This is a genomic window from Bradyrhizobium sp. ERR14, from assembly GCF_014198235.1.
In the GTDB taxonomy this organism is placed as follows: Bacteria; Pseudomonadota; Alphaproteobacteria; order Rhizobiales; family Xanthobacteraceae; genus Bradyrhizobium.
Map to the genome: position 1 here is coordinate 55,322 of NZ_JACIHD010000021.1, position 14,529 is coordinate 69,850.

The window sequence follows — 14,529 nt, forward strand, 5'->3', positions numbered from 1 at the left end:
TCCGATTGAGCTATTCTTCCAAGAAGTCAGGGAACGCGTCCAGTCTGAGGTGAAGTTTTGGCCCCAAAATCTGTGGTTGAGGGGCCCTAAGCCCTTCGACGGAATTATGGTCGGGCAGAAATCACCATGCTGGAGAATGGGCCGGACACGGGAAGGGAAGGCGACCTGAAGCGCTGGCTCGAGGGCGTCGGCCTCGGCCACTACACCGATCTCTTCGTACAGCACCGTCTCGATCTCGACGTCATGGGTGACCTGACCGAATCCGATCTGGTCGAGCTCGGATTGCCGCTCGGCGATCGCAAGCGGCTGCAGCGGGCGATGGCGGCGCTGTTCCAGGCGGAAACGGCCGAGGCGCCCGCGACAATAGTGCCGCCAACGCGCACGGAGATCGGCGCTGAACGGCGTCAGCTCACCACCATGTTCTGTGACATGGTGGATTCCACCTCGCTGTCCGTGCAGTTCGATCCGGAAGACGTTCGCGACATGATCGCGAGCTTCCGCGAAACCTGCGTCCGTGTGGTCAAGCATTACGAGGGCTTTGCCGCCCGTTTCGTCGGCGATGGTATCCTCGTCTATTTCGGCTATCCGACCGCGCATGAGGACGATGCCGAACGCGCGGTGCGCGCCGGGCTCGAGATCGTGCGGCTGCTATCGAGCGCACGCGCGACCGAGCTGCGCGGTGGGCTCAGCCACTCACCCGCCGTCCGCATCGGGATCGCGACCGGCCTCGTCGTGGTCGGCGATCTCGTCGGGCAGGGCACCGAAGAGCGCGACTCCGCGGTCGGAGAAACCGTCAATCTCGCCGCGCGCCTGCAGGGCCTCGCGCCGCCCAACGGCGTGGTGATTTCCTCATCGACCCAGTCGCTGTTGAAGGGGAAGTTCGACTACCGCAATCTCGGGGTCCATGCCTTGAAGGGGATATCCGAGAAGACGCAGGCCTGGCACGTGGTGCGCGCCTCGCGGGTGGAGACCCGATTTGCCGCCGCCATGGGCACGCGGCTGACGCCGCTCGTCAACCGCGAGGAGGAGATCGCGCTGTTGATGGGCCGCTGGGAGCAGGCCAAGGATGGTGACGGCCAGGTCGTGGTCAAGTTCGGCGAGCCCGGCATCGGCAAGTCGCGCATCATCCAGGAAATCTTCGAGCGGATATCGGGCGACCGGCATGGACAGGTCTCGTTCCAGTGCTCGCCCTATTACACGTCCACCGCGTTCTATCCGTTCGCCGAGCAGCTCAAATTCTACCTCGGCCTCGACCGCGAGGATGCGTCCGCGCTGTCGCTGGCGGGCCTGGAGAGCGCGATCGCCGCCGCTCATGGCGACATCGAGCAGGTCACGCCGCTGTTTGCCGCGCTGTTGTCGATACCGACCGGCGACCGCTATCCACGGCTCGAGCTGTCGCCGCAGCAGCAGAAGGATGCGACCGTCGGGGCGCTGGTCAATCACTTCCTCGGCCTTGCGCGCGAGATGCCGCTGGTGATCGCGTTCGAGGATTTGCACTGGATCGACCCGACCTCGCGCGAGGTGATCGACCTCCTGGTCGACCGGGTGCAGAACCGGCCGATCCTGGTCATCATCACCGCGCGGTCCGAATTCCAGCCGAGCTGGAACGCGCATTCGCACATCACGACGCTGGTGCTGAACCGCCTGAGCCGGCAGCTGCGCGCCACACTGGTGGAGCGCGTCGCCGGCAGAGAGCTGCCCAAGGAGGTCGTCGAGGAGATCATCGTCAAGACCGACGGCGTGCCGCTGTTCCTGGAGGAGCTGACCAAGACGGTCCTCGAATCCAACCTGCTGACCGAGCGGCAAGGGCGCTACGTGCTGTCGGGCCCGTGGCGGCAGCTCGCGATCCCGGCAACCCTGACCGACTCGCTGATGGCGCGGCTGGACCGGATGGGGCCGTTCAAGCGGATCGCGCAGATCGGCGCCACCATCGGCCGCGAGTTTTCCTACGAGACGCTGCACGCGGTCGCCAATACGCCGGCGGAACAGATCGAGGCGGCGCTCAATCATCTGGAGCAGGCCGGGCTGATCATGCGCCGCGGTCTTCCGCCCGATGCGCTCTATTCCTTCAAGCACGTCATGATCCAGAACGCCGCGCATGCGAGCCTGCTGCACAGCGAGCGGCGCAAGCTGCATTCACGGATCGCCCAGGTGCTTGCCGAGATGTATCCGGAGAAGACCGAGCGCGAACCGGAGCTGCTCGCCCATCACATGACCGAATCCGGCCAGAGCGAGGGCGCCGCGAGCTTCTGGCTCAAGGCCGGCAAGCAGGCGGCCAAGACCGGCGCCAATCTGGAGGCGATCGGCCATCTGCGCCGCGGTCTCAGCGTCGTGCAGGCCAATGCGCGGATGCAGGGTGCCGACGAAATGGAGCTCGAGCTGCGCATTGCGCTCGGCAACGCGCTGATTGCCGCCAAGGGCTACGCGGTCCAGGAGGTCGAGGAGAACTACATCCGCGCGCTCGAGCTCGGCCAGCAGCTTGACGACGACGAAAAGATCTTTGCCGCCACCCGCGGGCTCTGGGTCTGTCACTTCATCCGCGCCGATCTCACCCGCGCGCACGATCTCAGCGTCGAGCTGTTGAAATTCGCCAAGCGCGAGCGGCTCAACGAGCGGGCACAGCCGGCGCAGCAGACCGGCTATCTGATCGAGGCGCACCGCTCGATCGCGATGACCATGCTCTATCGCGGCCGCTTTGCCGCTTCCCAACATCATCTGCACCGCTGCATCAATCTCTACAGCCCGGATCTCCACTCCGATCTGATGGAGCGGCATGGCATCGATCCCGGCGTCGTCTCGCTGTCCTATCTCGGCTACCTCCTGTGGTTCCTCGGCCGCCCCGACGCGGCGCGCCAGCACAGCGAGCAGGCGATCGCGAATGCCGAGAAGATCCGCCATCCTTTCACGCTCGCCTTCGCGCTCGTGTTCGGTGCGTATCTCTGCCAGCACTTGCGCGACGTCGAGGGCACGCGCGACCATGCCAACCGCGCCATGATCATCGCCACCGAGCATAATTTTCTGCATTGGAAGCAGCAGGCGGCGATCCTGCGCGGCTGGGCGCTGGCGCAACTCGGCGAGGCCGATGAAGGCCTCAGCCAGATGCGCTTCGGCCTCGACGAGTACGAGGCGATGGATTCCTGGCTCGCCGGCTGCTGGTTCCGCTGCCTGCTTGCGGAGGCCTACGCCAAGGTCGGGATGCGCGAGGCCGCCTTGCGCGCGCTCGATGGTGCGCTCGCGACCGCGCGGCGGACCGGCGATCATTCCTATCTCGCCGAAGTCTACCGCCTGCAGGGCGAGATCACGCTGTCGGACGGAGACCCGGCCTCGGCACAGGAGGCCGGCGATCTGTTCGCGCTGTCGCTGGAGATCGCGCGCAAGCAGGGCGCGTTGTCCTGGGAGCTTCGCACCGCCGTCAGCCTCGCGCACCTGTCACATCAAGCCGGCAGGCGCGAGCACGCGCGTCTGCTGCTCGTGCCCGTTGTCGGCAAGTTCAGCGAGGGTTTTTACACGCCGGACCTGAAGCAGGCGGTGCAGCTCGTCAACGAGCTCGGTGCGGACGCGCCGGTCCGCGAACGCGCCGACCCCTGACATGAGCGATCTTGCCGCCGCGCGTGCGCGCTATGTGGAGAGGATTGCAAAGCGCGAGCGGATTGCTTCAAAGCGCCTGCTCGAAGCGCTCGCCGCCATCCCGCGCGAAAACTTTCTGCCGAGAGGGCCCTGGCGGATCAAGAGTGAAGCGGCGCGCAGCTATCGGCTGACGCCGGATGGCGATCCCGTCCATCTCTATGACAACGTGCTGGTCGCAATCGACGCGCGCCGCAAGCTCGACACCGGGCTGCCCAGCCTGTGGGCGCATTTCATCGATTTGCTCGACATCAAGGAGAAGCACCGCGTGGTCCAGATCGGCTGCGGGCTCGGCTATTTCTCGGCGGTGTTGTCGAGGATCGTGGGACCGAAGGGCAGGTTGATCGCCATCGAATGCGACGAGCGTCTGGCGCGCCGCGCTGCAGGTTTCCTTCAGACTTATCATAACGTCGAGGTGGTCCATGGCGACGGATGTGAGGAGATCCGCGAACCGGCTGACGTGATCATCATCCACGCCGGCTTCTCGCATCCGCATCCGCTCTGGCTCGAGGCGCTTCGGCCGCGCGGCCGCCTGTTGGTGCCGCTGACCCAGCGGGACCGTGAAGGCGCCGCCCTGAAGATCACGCGCAGGGGCGGGGGGTTCGAAGCCGAGGCGGTGCAGCAGATCCGGATCTTCCCCGGCCAGGGCCGTGGTGTGACCGCGCTCGACGATCGTGTCGCCGACTGGTGGCAGCGCGCCTCGACGCTGGCGCCGCTGCGCTTTCGCGGGATCGAGCAGGGACTGCCGTCGGATTAGGGCTTGCCGGAATCGAGGTGGCAACTATCTGGAAGTTATGCTCTTTTTTGTTTCGCGTTGGTTGTCTATATTCTGGTCCGGTCCACGGACAAGCAGATGAGTGACGGATTGAACGAAGGCGTGGTTGGCGACACCGCTAAGCTGATGATGCATCGGCTGATCGCGCGGAGACTTCGTCGTGACCCAACTTTGGTGGACAAGGCCAAGGCAGCTCACACGCGTCAGGCCGACCAATTCACCGACTGGCCATTCGTGCAGGAGTGGCAGGAATTGCTGGCGCTTCCGACTGGAGAGTTGGCGGTGAAACTGATCAGTCGCGATCGCGAGATGGTCAGATTGCGCAATTCGTCGCCGTTCTTTCTCACCGATGGCATTCATTTCGGCGATTACGACACGAGGATCCGGCTACGGAGGGCTGCGAGAAGAATCGTCGAGCGTGGCTTGAGCACTCAACTCGCTTCTGCTCGAGGCCTGTGATGCCTGGTGGCCCCTTCCGCGATTTCGAGGATTTGCTCAGAGTGGTGAGGGCACTTGCCTTGGAGTTCAAGACGGACACCGTGTTCATCGTTGGTAGCCAGGCGATTCTGGCTTCCATGTCGGACGCGCCGGAGGCGGCGACGGAATCGCCGGAAATCGATGCGTTTCCAGCAAACGCGAAAGTCTGGGAAATGACGGAGGCCAAGCGCACGCGTGACGGTGTGCAGCCTATTGCGTCTGAGCACATCGATGGTCTTTTCGGATCTGAAAGCCACTTTCACCGAACACATGGTTTCTACATCGACGGCGTGGATGAGACGACGGCCAAGCTTCCGAGAGGCTGGCGGCACCGCGCCGTTACAGTGCAGACCGAAGTCGAAGGACGGACGGTAATCGGCGTGGCGCCTGCGCCGGAAGACCTCGTCGTGTCCAAAATCGCCAGATTGGATGAGAGGGACAAGCGGTTCGTTGGCGCGATCCATGAGACGCATCCGTTGGACCTGGAGTTGATCGAACGGAGAATCCGAGAAACCGACCTTGATCCGGCTATTGCGGAGCGAGCGGTCGCCTACATCAGAAGCCTGAAATCCAAAAGCTAGATTTCCCGTGTCGCGCTCCATTTCGCTTTACCTTGATTCAGGTTGAGAGTTTCCAGTCTCTATCCGCGCCGCTATGAGTACGGCCTGATGGCCATTTGAGCGCGCTCCATGCATTCCGTTGCCCTGCTGACCGCCAGCTATGCCAAGGATATCGAACGCTTTTCGCTGCTCAGCGAGAGCATCGACACATGGCTCTCGGGATACACGAGGCATTATGTTCTCGTTAACGATGAAGACGTGCCGCTGTTCGAGCGCTTCGCCTCCGACAAGCGGGTCATCGTTCCGGCCTCGCGCTATTTGCCGAAATGGCTGTTTGCGCTGCCGCCGGCGCTCCAGTTCATCAGCAAGCGCCGCGTCTGGCTGTCGCTGCTGTCCTCGCCGGTGCATGGCTGGCACATCCAGCAGATCCTGAAGATCGCCGGCGTCCTCAATGCGCCCGAGCAGCGCGTCTGCATCCTGGATTCGGACAATCTGTTCTTCCGCGAATTCGACGTCGGCCAATATGCCGGGGCTGAGAAGACGCCTCTGTTCGTCACGCCGAAGGACATCCGCGCCGACCACCCGCTGCACGGGCTGTGGCTGCGCACCGTCGATCAGCTTCTCGGTATCAAGGATCGCTCGTTTCCCGCCGACGATTATGTCGGCAATGCGCTGGTCTGGGACAAGGACACCGCGCGCGCGATGACCGCCGCCATCAAGTCGGCGACCGGCTTGAACTGGGTTCTGGCGCTGTGCCGGAAGAAGAAGTTTTCGGAATATCTGATGTACGGCCACTTCGTCGCGAACTCGCCCGCGCATCTTGCCGCCCATCGGGTCACCGAAGACAGCATCGCGGTCTCGCATTGGGATGACACGCCGCTCGACCGCCCGGCGATCGAAGCGCTGATGCGTGCCGCTTCGCCCGGGCAGGTCGCGCTCTGCATCCAGTCCTATTCCTCGACCTCGGTCGAGGACATCCGCGACGTGTTCCGCCTCAGCTCGCGCGATCGCCGGGCTCCGAGCCTGTCTCCCGAAGATATGGGAGACGCGGCCGAGTTCGAGGTGAAGACGCGCAGCTAAGCTCGCGCGTTCAAACGTCCTTTGTGAACTTGCTGATCACGTCCATGAATGGCTTCGGCTTGAACTCGCCGTCGAGCGGCAGCGGCCGGTTCGGCTGCTTGTCCGCGCGGGCGAAGGTGCCGTTGATCCAGCTGTAGCGATCCGAGAGGCCCCAGGTCAGGATCGACCGCACCGGGCCGCTGATTGAAATGGCCGTCAGCAGGTCGTCGACGCGTTTGGCGACGATGGCGTCGCGCTCGGCCGGATTGCCCGTCAGCTTCTGGTCGTCGACGTCGAGTTCGGTGACATACACCTCGAGTCCCCACGAGCGCAGCTCGGTGACGAACTCGGCGAGCCCATGGGTGTCGATCTCGAGCTCGGCGTGCAGATGCGATTGCAGTCCGACGGCGTGCAGCGGAACACCCTGGTCGAGCAGGTCCATGATCAGATTGCGATAAGCCGCGCGCTTGGCAATGAAGGAGTCCTTGGCCGACTCGATATCATATTCGTTGATCGCGAGCTTGACGAACGGATCGGCCGCAGCGGCCGTGCGGAACGCCAGCGGAATCCAGCTCTGGCCCAGATGCTGCGTCCAGAACGTGTCGCGCCGGTCCTTCGGGCTGCGGGGATTGTCCGGGATCGGCTCGTTGACGACGTCCCACGACGTCAGCTTGTCCTTGTAATAGGAGACGACGGTGCCGATGTGGTCGACATAGGCGCGCTCGACGCCGCGGGTGTCCTTGATCTGCTTGGCCCAGTCCGGAATGTCGTGATACCAGGCCAGCGCGTGGCCGCGCATCGTCAGATCGTTGTCCCGCGCAAAATCCAGGATCGCGTCGGCGCGCTCGAAATTGAACGTGTGCGCATTCGGCCGCAGCATCGGCCATTTCAGCTCGAGCACCGGGACGACCTGGGTGCAATAGGTGCTGATGGCTTCGCCGAGCCTGGGATCGGCCTGCAGGTCCCAAAGCGTGGCCGCTGCGCCGAACCCCTGATGGCGCTGCGCCAGTTTCGACGCCGGCGCCGCCGATGCAGATGCGCCCGCCGCGAGGGCTGCGGCGCTGCCGTGGAGAAATTCGCGTCTGTCGAGCCTGGTCACGGCCGTCCTTTTCGAACCAACGCACCATCGTACCAAGCGGCGCCTCGCGACGCCGGGGTTTCGCCTTGTTAAGTTAACCTCTGCCACCTGGAAGCCATGGTTTCCTTTTCGTGATGGCGCCTTGTCGTTCAGGGAAGGGCAAATTTAACGCTAATGCGCGAAAGCGGCTCCAAGGCTTCATTCAAAGGCTTCATTCGCCGCCCGATCTGCAGACTTATGTGACACTCTTGAGCGATGCTGCGGCGCATTCGTTTGCCCCGCCAAAGGCCCCTTTCAAGGCCCCATTGATGAACGGCCGTCACACCCGCAAGACCGCCGCCGGTCCCGTGCTCGCATGCTGAACCGACATTTTTCGATTTATCTCGTTGCCTACATCCTGCCTGCGGCGGTGGGCTTCTTCGCGGTCACGGCCTATACGCGGCTGCTGACGCCGGCAGAGTACGGCGTCTATGTCGTCGGCATCAGCCTCGCCGGCATTCTGGGCGCGATCTTCTTCGCCTGGATCAAGCTGTCGGTGTCGCGTTATCAGGCGATGTCGGCGGAGGTGGATTTTCGCGGAACCGCGATGGTCGCCTTTGGACTTACGGTCGCCGTGCTGTGCGCCACGACGCCGCTGGTCTTCCTGGTCCGTAGCGACCTCAGTGTCGAGCTGCTGCTCGCCAGCATGTTCGTCGCGGTCATGGCCAATGCGGTCGATGTCGGCCAGGAGTTCGAGCGCGCCAAGTTGCGTCCCTACCGGTTTGCCGCGATCTCGATCGTGCGCAGCGTGTCGAGCGTCGGCTTCGGCCTCCTCGGCATCTGGCTCGGCTGGGGTGGATTGGGGTTGCTTGCCGCGTTTGGTCTGGGGTCGCTCACTGGCATCATCCTGAACCTTGTCGGCGACCGCACCAAAATCGCGCGCTTCCAGCGCAGCCAGTTCATGCAGCTGGCGCGTTACGGCCTGCCGCTGACGCTGGCCGGGCTTTCCGTTGCAGTTTATTCGGCCTGCGACCGCCTGATTGTCGCGTATCTGCTCGGCAAGGACGCCGCCGGCATCTTCGGCGTTGCCGCCGACCTGCCGCGCCAGTTCATGGTCATGATCGCATCCAGCGTTGCCGCGGCCACCGTGCCGCTGGTATTCCGGTCGTTGTCGGAGAATAGCAAGGAGACGACGCGGGAGCGGCTGACCGAGAGCCTCGAGCTTCTGCTCGTCGTCGTCACCCCCGTTGCGATCTGGCTCGCGCTTGCAGCGGATCAGGTTGCCGGCACGCTCGTCGGCATCGACTTCCGCGCCGGCGTGTCGGCGCTGCTGCCGACCCTGGTGCTCGCCCGCTTCTTCGGTATTGCCAACCAGTTCTACGTCCAGATCAGCTTCCAGCTTGCCGAGCGGCCCTTCATGCTGGCGGCGCAGTCCTTTCTCACGCTGGTGGTCAGCGTGGTCCTGATGTTCGCGCTGGTCGCCGGCTACGGCATCTACGGCGCCGCGCTTGCGACGCTTGCGACCGAGGCGCTCGGTTTCGTCGTCGCCGTCGTCCTGATGCATCGCGCCCACCCGGTCCCGTTCGACCTCGGCCGCCTCGCCGGTATTGCGGCCTCCGCAGCGGCGATGGCGGCTGCAATCCTGGCGGCGCGGTCGCAAGCGGGCGGCACCGGCTTCGTCTCGCTCCTCATCGTCAGCCTCGCCGGCGGCCTTGCCTATGTCGGAGCGGCCTGGCTGCTCAACGTCGCCAATGTCCGGACGTTGTCGCTGCGCTTCCTGCGAGGCTTCAACCGTAAGGCTCTGGGCGTCTGACGGGCGTGTCCTCGCCGGCACAGCCGGACATTCTGCCGCAGTGACTGCCACCCGGTTCGGACCACCCCCGGCTGCAACCGACCTTCCGCCGGCTCGGGCCGTCATATATGAGGGATTTGTCGCCGGACCGGGCCGAATATCGCCACAGACGGAACGTATGGCGGCTGCGATTTCTTAATTGAATGACCGCAATCTGATACATGATCGGCACGAGCGGGCCGGCATTTCGACCGAGGATGGCATGAAAAACCGACTGACGACGGCGCAACCCACCAAGGCGATGCGGCGTCGGTTGCCTCCCGGAATCGTGACATTGGCGGCAATTGCGGTCCTGGCGTCGGTCGCGCCGGCCGGTGCGGCCAAGCAGGCGCGGCAGCCGGCCGAGGCGGTGGTGCAGCGCCAGGCCGGCGATCCCATCATGGCGATCGTGTCGATCAAGAGCCAGCAGGTCACGTTCTACGATGCCGATGGCTGGATCTTGCGCGCGCCGGTGTCGACCGGCACCACGGGACGCGAGACGCCGGCCGGCGTCTTCGCCGTCGTCGAGAAGGACAAGGACCACCGCTCGACCATGTATGACGATGCCTGGATGCCGAACATGCAGCGCATCACCTGGAACGGCATCGCGCTGCATGGCGGACCGCTGCCCGGCTATGCCGCCTCGCACGGCTGCGTGCGCATGCCGTTCGGCTTTGCCGAGAACCTGTTCGACAAGACCTATATCGGGATGCGCGTGATCATCTCGCCACACGACACGGTCCCGACCGATATCGCTCACCCCTCGCTGTTCGTACCGAAGCCGGAAGCGATCGCGGCGGCGCCCAGGCAGGCCGACAAGCTCTCCGCCGAAGCCGACGAGGCGACAAGGGCTGCCGACGAGGCCAAGAAGGCTGCTTCCGCCGCCGCGAAAGAAGCTGCTTCGCTTCCTGCTGCGCTGCGCAAGCTGGAACAGCAGAAGGCCCGCGCGGACGCCGAGCTCGCCTTTGCCGACAAGACGCTCGCGAATGCCAAGAACGATCAGGCCCGCGCCAAGGCCGAGGAGTTGAAGCAGAAGGCGGCGACCAAGGCCGCCGACGCGGCGACGCAGCTCGACGCCGCCAAGGCTGCCGCGCAGCCGAAGCGCGATGCCGTGGCCGCGACGAAGGAGGCCGCGAAGGCCACCGCGGCCAGGAAGGCCGACGCCGTGAAGGCTGCGACCGACGCGAAGCTCGCGGGTGAGCCGGTCTCGGTCTACATCAGCCGCTCGACACAGAAGCTCTACGTGCGGCGAAACACGCACAAGCCAGCCCCCGATGGCGGCGGCGAAGTGTTCGACACCAGCATCGAGGTTCCCGTCACGATCCGAAATCCCGAGCAGCCGATCGGCACGCATATCTTCACGGCGATGGCGAAGTCCGCTACGGGCTTGCGCTGGAGCGTGGTCACGATCGAAAACGGCGATGAGGCCCGCAATGCGCTCGACCGCATCACCATCCCGCAGGACGTCTGGGATCGCATCGGGCCGACTGCATTGCCGCGCTCTTCCATCATCATCTCGGACGAGCCACTGAGCAGCGAGACCAATTATCGGACTGAATTCGTCGCTGTGCTGAGCGACCAGCCGCAAGGCGGCTTCATCACTCGCAAGCCGACCGCTCCTGCCATGATCGCCAGCGATGACGGCTGGGACAATGGCGGTAACGGCTTCGGCTTCTTCTACCAGCGTGACCCCTATGTACAGCCGGCCAATCCGCGCCGGCAGCGCGGCCAGTACCAATATTATCAGTCGACGGAGCCGATGCAGCGAAGCTGGTGGTAGGACGCGGGATAGCCGCCCGGACGACGTGCAGTTACGGACGCGCTTCGATCACCACAGCCTGAATCTTGCCCTCCACCGGTCCGGTGCCATGACGCGTCCGGATCGCTTCGGCGACGATGTCGGTCGCGGCCTGAAGCTTGCTGGCGTCTCTTGCCTCGATCTCGCTGCGCAGTGGCGTGCCCTGGCAAAGGGCGAGCGCGACATATTCGGGCGATGGCGCGCGGCTTGTTTCAGATCGCGTCTCGATCGAGATGTCGCGGAAGCCGGCACGTTCGAGGTCGGCTCTGATGACGTCTCTGTCGTAATAGCCGTGGGGCGTGCGGACCATGAAGCGCGGCGGGTCGTCGGGAAACAGCTTTGCGAGCGCGACCGTCGCTTCATGCGTCAGCACATTGTCCTCGATCCGATCCCAGACGTTGAATACGAACGTGCCGTCCGGCTTCAGGACGCGCTTCACCTCCGCGTAAGCTTTGGTGCGGTCCGGAAAGAACATCGCGCCGAACTGGCAGCAGACCACGTCGAACTCGGCTTCACCGAAGGGCAGGGCCATGCCGTCCGCCTGGCGCCAGCTGATGCGATCATCGTCCTTCTGGCGCTGCGCGGCGACTGCGAGCATGGGCTCGTTGAGATCGGTGGCTACGTAACGGATGCCGCGCGGCAGCGCCGCCGCCACGGCGCGCGTCACTGCGCCGGTGCCCGCGGCGATCTCGAGCAGCACGGAAGGAGAGCGGGCGGCGATCCGTCTTGCGATGTCCTCCGCATAGACGGAGAAGATCATCGGGACGAGATACTCGTCGTAGATTTTCGGAATCGAGCCGGCGAAAACCTTGTCAGTGTCGGACATGCTTGCCTCGCTGAAGGTTCGGACACCTGGCTTATGTACCATGGTTTGTCCGCCAACGCGCCTGCCCAGCCGGCGACCGACACTACGATTCCCGCCGCCGACCTCGCGGATCGGCCGCGTGCCGTCCCAACTCAGTGCAGCTTGCCGGACCTTCTCGAAGAACGGTCCCTTGGTGCCGCTGATGTCCGAGATCTCGATCACCGTGCCCGGATGGTCCTGCGTGTCGAAATAGGCAAAGCGCCCCTTCTCGCCGCCGATCTGGCCCTCATGGCCGATCCTGTAGCCGAGCCCGATCGCCTTGTCGTAGAGCGCCTGATAGTCGTGGCTCCAGTACGACATGTGCTGGAGGCCTTCGTGCCCGGCGTCGAGGAATTCCTTGTAGAGCGAGGGCGCGTCGTTGCGCTGCTGGATCAGCTCGATCTGGAGCTCGCCGGAATTGGCCAGCGCGATGCTCATCTCCACGGCGGAGTCCTGGCCGCGATGGCGAAACCAGTCGGTCTTGACGCGGTCCATGTAGTACCAGGGGCCGACCCCCATCACCTCGATCCAATGCTTCATCGCAGCGTGGATGTCCCGCACCACATATCCGTTCTGGCGCACCGCGCCGAAGATGCGGCTCATGCCCGCGCTCCTGTTCTCTGTCTATTCACTTGACCTCAATGCCTGCGTCCTTGGCAACCTGCTTCCAGGCCGCGATGTCGCGCGCGTTGAGATCGCGCTGCTCGTCGCCGGGGACGAAATGCGGGGTGATGCCGAGTGCCAGCAGCTTCTGCTTCACCACCTCGTCACCGAGCGCGTCCTTCAGGGCCGCCGAAAGCTTCTGTGCGATCGGCGGAGCGACGCCCGCCGGCGCATACATCGCCCAGGACAGACTGCGATCGAACGGCACGCCCTGCTCCCCGTAGCTGGCGACATCCGGCAGGCTCGGCGAACGCTCGCCGCAGGCGGCCAGCGCCTTGATCGAACCGTCCTTCACCAGCGGCGTTGCCGTCGCCACGTCGAGCGTTGCAAGGGAGATGTGGCCGCCGAGCAGGTCGCCGGCGAGTTTTGCGATGCCGTTGAACGGCACGTGGTCCATCTTGATGCCGGCCTGCTGCATCAGGATCTCCGCGCAGAATTGGCCGGTCGAGCCGACGCCCCAACTGCCGTACTGGATCGGCTCGCCCTTCTTGGCCAGAGCGACCAGGCCCTTGATGTCGTTGGCGGCAAAATTCCTGGTGGCGACCAGCATGATCGAGGAGGTGCCGACGCGGCCGATGGTCGTGAAATCCTTGATCGGATCGTAGGGCAGTTTTGGATAGATCGCGGGAGCCAGCACATGCGTGGTCATGCCGCCGACGGTGATGGTGTAGCCGTCATTCGCAGATGTCGCGACCATCTGCGTGCCGAGCGTGCCGGCCGCACCGGTGTGGTTCTCGATGTAGATGCTCTGTCCGAGCGTCTTGCCCATCCTGTCCGCAAGCAGCCGGCCGACCACGTCGCCGCCGCCGCCGGCCGCGTAGGGCAGCAACATCCGGATCTTGCGGGTCGGGTAGGCGGCGGGATCTTCGGCTCGTGCCGGCAGGGCCGCCGACAGCAATGCTAGAAACGAAAGCGTGATGGTGCGCAGCTTCATGATATTTCCCCCTAATTCTCGAAACGAAATCTGTAGGCATCGCCGTGCCTGACCACGCGTCCCGCGGTCGGTGCCGGAAAATGGCCGGTGAGCAGATAGCTCGGCGTATCCGCAAGCTCTTCCAGCAGCGCCATGCGCGTTGCGACCGCCGCAGCCGGATCGACGTCGGCGGCATTCGATAGCCACGGCGCCGCGCACTGGATCGGATGATGGATGACGTCGCCGGACATCACCGCGTGATCGTGGCCGCCGTTGAGGTGGATCTGCATGTTGCCGGCGGTGTGCCCAGGTGCCGGCGCAAAGCGCAAGGTCGCGTCGCGATCGCTAAACAGGTGATGATCGGTCTCGACGAATTCGGCAAGGCCGGCCGCCACGACCGGCAGCACGGAATCCTCAAACGAGCCGTGGTTCACTGGGCTCCTCGGCGCCGCATTGTGCGCGGCTTCGAAGTGGCGATATTCGGCGCGGCCCATCAGATAGCGCGCATTGGGGAAGGTCGGCACCCAGCGGCCGTCGATCAGCCGCGTGTTCCAGCCGACGTGATCGACATGCAGGTGCGTGCACATCACGAAGTCGACCTGTTCGGGTGCAACGCCCAGCGCCTGCAGGTTCTCGAGATAAGGCTGGTCGAGGTTGTTCCACGCCGGCACGCGGGGCCGCTTCTTGTGATTGCCGCAGCAGGTGTCGACGATCGCGGTCCAGCGCGGCGTGCGGATGAGATAAGAGTGATGGCTGAGGATGAAGCGGCCTGTCTCCGGCTCGATGTAGCGATGATCGAGCCAGCTCCGGTTTTCCGCGATCACCGCGTCGGTGACGTTGGCGAACAGCCAATCCTTCTCGAAGGCGAGCGCGGGGATCTCGCTGACGAGATCGACCCGCATGCCGCCGATCTTGACCTGCCGCATCG

Annotated in this window: 11 protein-coding genes and 1 pseudogene; 7 read left to right on the top strand and 5 right to left on the bottom strand. The window is 64.4% G+C overall.

Going from position 1 to position 14,529, the window contains the following annotated elements; genetic code table 11:
• The first annotated feature begins 126 nt into the window (after positions 1 to 126).
• The 5 genes from GGD62_RS33985 to GGD62_RS34005 all read left to right on the top strand — a co-directional run bounded on the left by GGD62_RS33985 (position 127) and on the right by GGD62_RS34005 (position 6,516).
• Entirely contained in the window at positions 127 to 3,588 is a 3,462-nt protein-coding gene (locus GGD62_RS33985; RefSeq protein ID WP_183712562.1) for an AAA family ATPase, read from the top strand.
• 1 nt (position 3,589) lies between these two features.
• Positions 3,590 to 4,381, top strand: a complete 792-nt coding sequence (locus GGD62_RS33990; protein ID WP_183712564.1) for a protein-L-isoaspartate O-methyltransferase — start codon at positions 3,590 to 3,592, stop codon at positions 4,379 to 4,381.
• Between the two features lie 96 nt (positions 4,382 to 4,477).
• Positions 4,478 to 4,858: a hypothetical protein gene (locus GGD62_RS33995; protein ID WP_049814814.1), complete on the top strand. Its 381-nt coding sequence runs from the start codon at positions 4,478 to 4,480 to the stop codon at positions 4,856 to 4,858.
• A complete protein-coding gene (locus tag GGD62_RS34000; RefSeq protein WP_210318015.1) occupies positions 4,858 to 5,457 on the top strand; it encodes a DUF6036 family nucleotidyltransferase in 600 nt (199 codons plus the stop codon). Before GGD62_RS33995 ends, GGD62_RS34000 begins: the two co-directional genes overlap by 1 nt.
• Positions 5,458 to 5,565: 108 nt before the next feature.
• Positions 5,566 to 6,516 (top strand): DUF6492 family protein, encoded by a 951-nt coding sequence (locus GGD62_RS34005; protein WP_092253871.1) that lies wholly within the window; start codon positions 5,566 to 5,568, stop codon positions 6,514 to 6,516.
• 10 nt (positions 6,517 to 6,526) lie between these two features.
• Here the strand turns inward: GGD62_RS34005 and GGD62_RS34010 are convergent, their stop codons facing one another.
• Positions 6,527 to 7,594, bottom strand: a complete 1,068-nt coding sequence (locus GGD62_RS34010; RefSeq protein WP_183712568.1) for an endo-1,4-beta-xylanase — start codon at positions 7,592 to 7,594, stop codon at positions 6,527 to 6,529.
• Between the two features lie 334 nt (positions 7,595 to 7,928).
• On the opposite strand from GGD62_RS34010, the gene GGD62_RS34015 reads away from it, so the two are divergent.
• Positions 7,929 to 9,365 carry a lipopolysaccharide biosynthesis protein gene (locus tag GGD62_RS34015; protein ID WP_183712570.1) on the top strand — a complete coding sequence of 479 codons (1,437 nt, stop codon included), beginning with the start codon at positions 7,929 to 7,931 and terminating at the stop codon, positions 9,363 to 9,365.
• 241 nt (positions 9,366 to 9,606) lie between these two features.
• Positions 9,607 to 11,163 (top strand): L,D-transpeptidase, encoded by a 1,557-nt coding sequence (locus GGD62_RS34020; protein WP_183712572.1) that lies wholly within the window; start codon positions 9,607 to 9,609, stop codon positions 11,161 to 11,163.
• Between the two features lie 31 nt (positions 11,164 to 11,194).
• Here the strand turns inward: GGD62_RS34020 and GGD62_RS34025 are convergent, their stop codons facing one another.
• The 4 genes and pseudogenes from GGD62_RS34025 to GGD62_RS34040 form a co-directional block, all read right to left on the bottom strand.
• The gene (locus tag GGD62_RS34025) at positions 11,195 to 12,007 is read right to left on the bottom strand and encodes a class I SAM-dependent methyltransferase (RefSeq protein ID WP_183712703.1); all 813 of its coding nucleotides are present in this window, start codon (positions 12,005 to 12,007) and stop codon (positions 11,195 to 11,197) included.
• Between the two features lie 93 nt (positions 12,008 to 12,100).
• Positions 12,101 to 12,628: pseudogene (locus GGD62_RS34030) on the bottom strand (VOC family protein); the annotation flags it as partial.
• Positions 12,629 to 12,653: 25 nt separating this feature from the next.
• Entirely contained in the window at positions 12,654 to 13,622 is a 969-nt protein-coding gene (locus GGD62_RS34035) for a tripartite tricarboxylate transporter substrate binding protein (RefSeq protein ID WP_183237094.1), read from the bottom strand.
• Between the two features lie 11 nt (positions 13,623 to 13,633).
• Positions 13,634 to 14,527: an MBL fold metallo-hydrolase gene (locus GGD62_RS34040; protein ID WP_183712574.1), complete on the bottom strand. Its 894-nt coding sequence runs from the start codon at positions 14,525 to 14,527 to the stop codon at positions 13,634 to 13,636.
• Positions 14,528 to 14,529: the final 2 nt, after the last annotated feature.

Excerpts from the sequence above, each read along its gene's own strand:
- GGD62_RS34005 (WP_092253871.1), top strand. The coding sequence starts at position 5,566 with ATGCATTCCGTTGCCCTGCTGACCGCCAGCTATGCCAAGGATATCGAA.
- GGD62_RS34025 (WP_183712703.1), bottom strand. The coding sequence starts at position 12,007 with ATGTCCGACACTGACAAGGTTTTCGCCGGCTCGATTCCGAAAATCTAC.
- GGD62_RS33990 (WP_183712564.1), top strand. The coding sequence starts at position 3,590 with ATGAGCGATCTTGCCGCCGCGCGTGCGCGCTATGTGGAGAGGATTGCA.
- GGD62_RS34035 (WP_183237094.1), bottom strand. The coding sequence starts at position 13,622 with ATGAAGCTGCGCACCATCACGCTTTCGTTTCTAGCATTGCTGTCGGCG.
- GGD62_RS34000 (WP_210318015.1), top strand. The coding sequence starts at position 4,858 with ATGCCTGGTGGCCCCTTCCGCGATTTCGAGGATTTGCTCAGAGTGGTG.
- GGD62_RS33985 (WP_183712562.1), top strand. The coding sequence starts at position 127 with ATGCTGGAGAATGGGCCGGACACGGGAAGGGAAGGCGACCTGAAGCGC.
- GGD62_RS33995 (WP_049814814.1), top strand. The coding sequence starts at position 4,478 with ATGAGTGACGGATTGAACGAAGGCGTGGTTGGCGACACCGCTAAGCTG.
- GGD62_RS34015 (WP_183712570.1), top strand. The coding sequence starts at position 7,929 with ATGCTGAACCGACATTTTTCGATTTATCTCGTTGCCTACATCCTGCCT.
- GGD62_RS34040 (WP_183712574.1), bottom strand. The coding sequence starts at position 14,527 with ATGCGGCAGGTCAAGATCGGCGGCATGCGGGTCGATCTCGTCAGCGAG.
- GGD62_RS34020 (WP_183712572.1), top strand. The coding sequence starts at position 9,607 with ATGAAAAACCGACTGACGACGGCGCAACCCACCAAGGCGATGCGGCGT.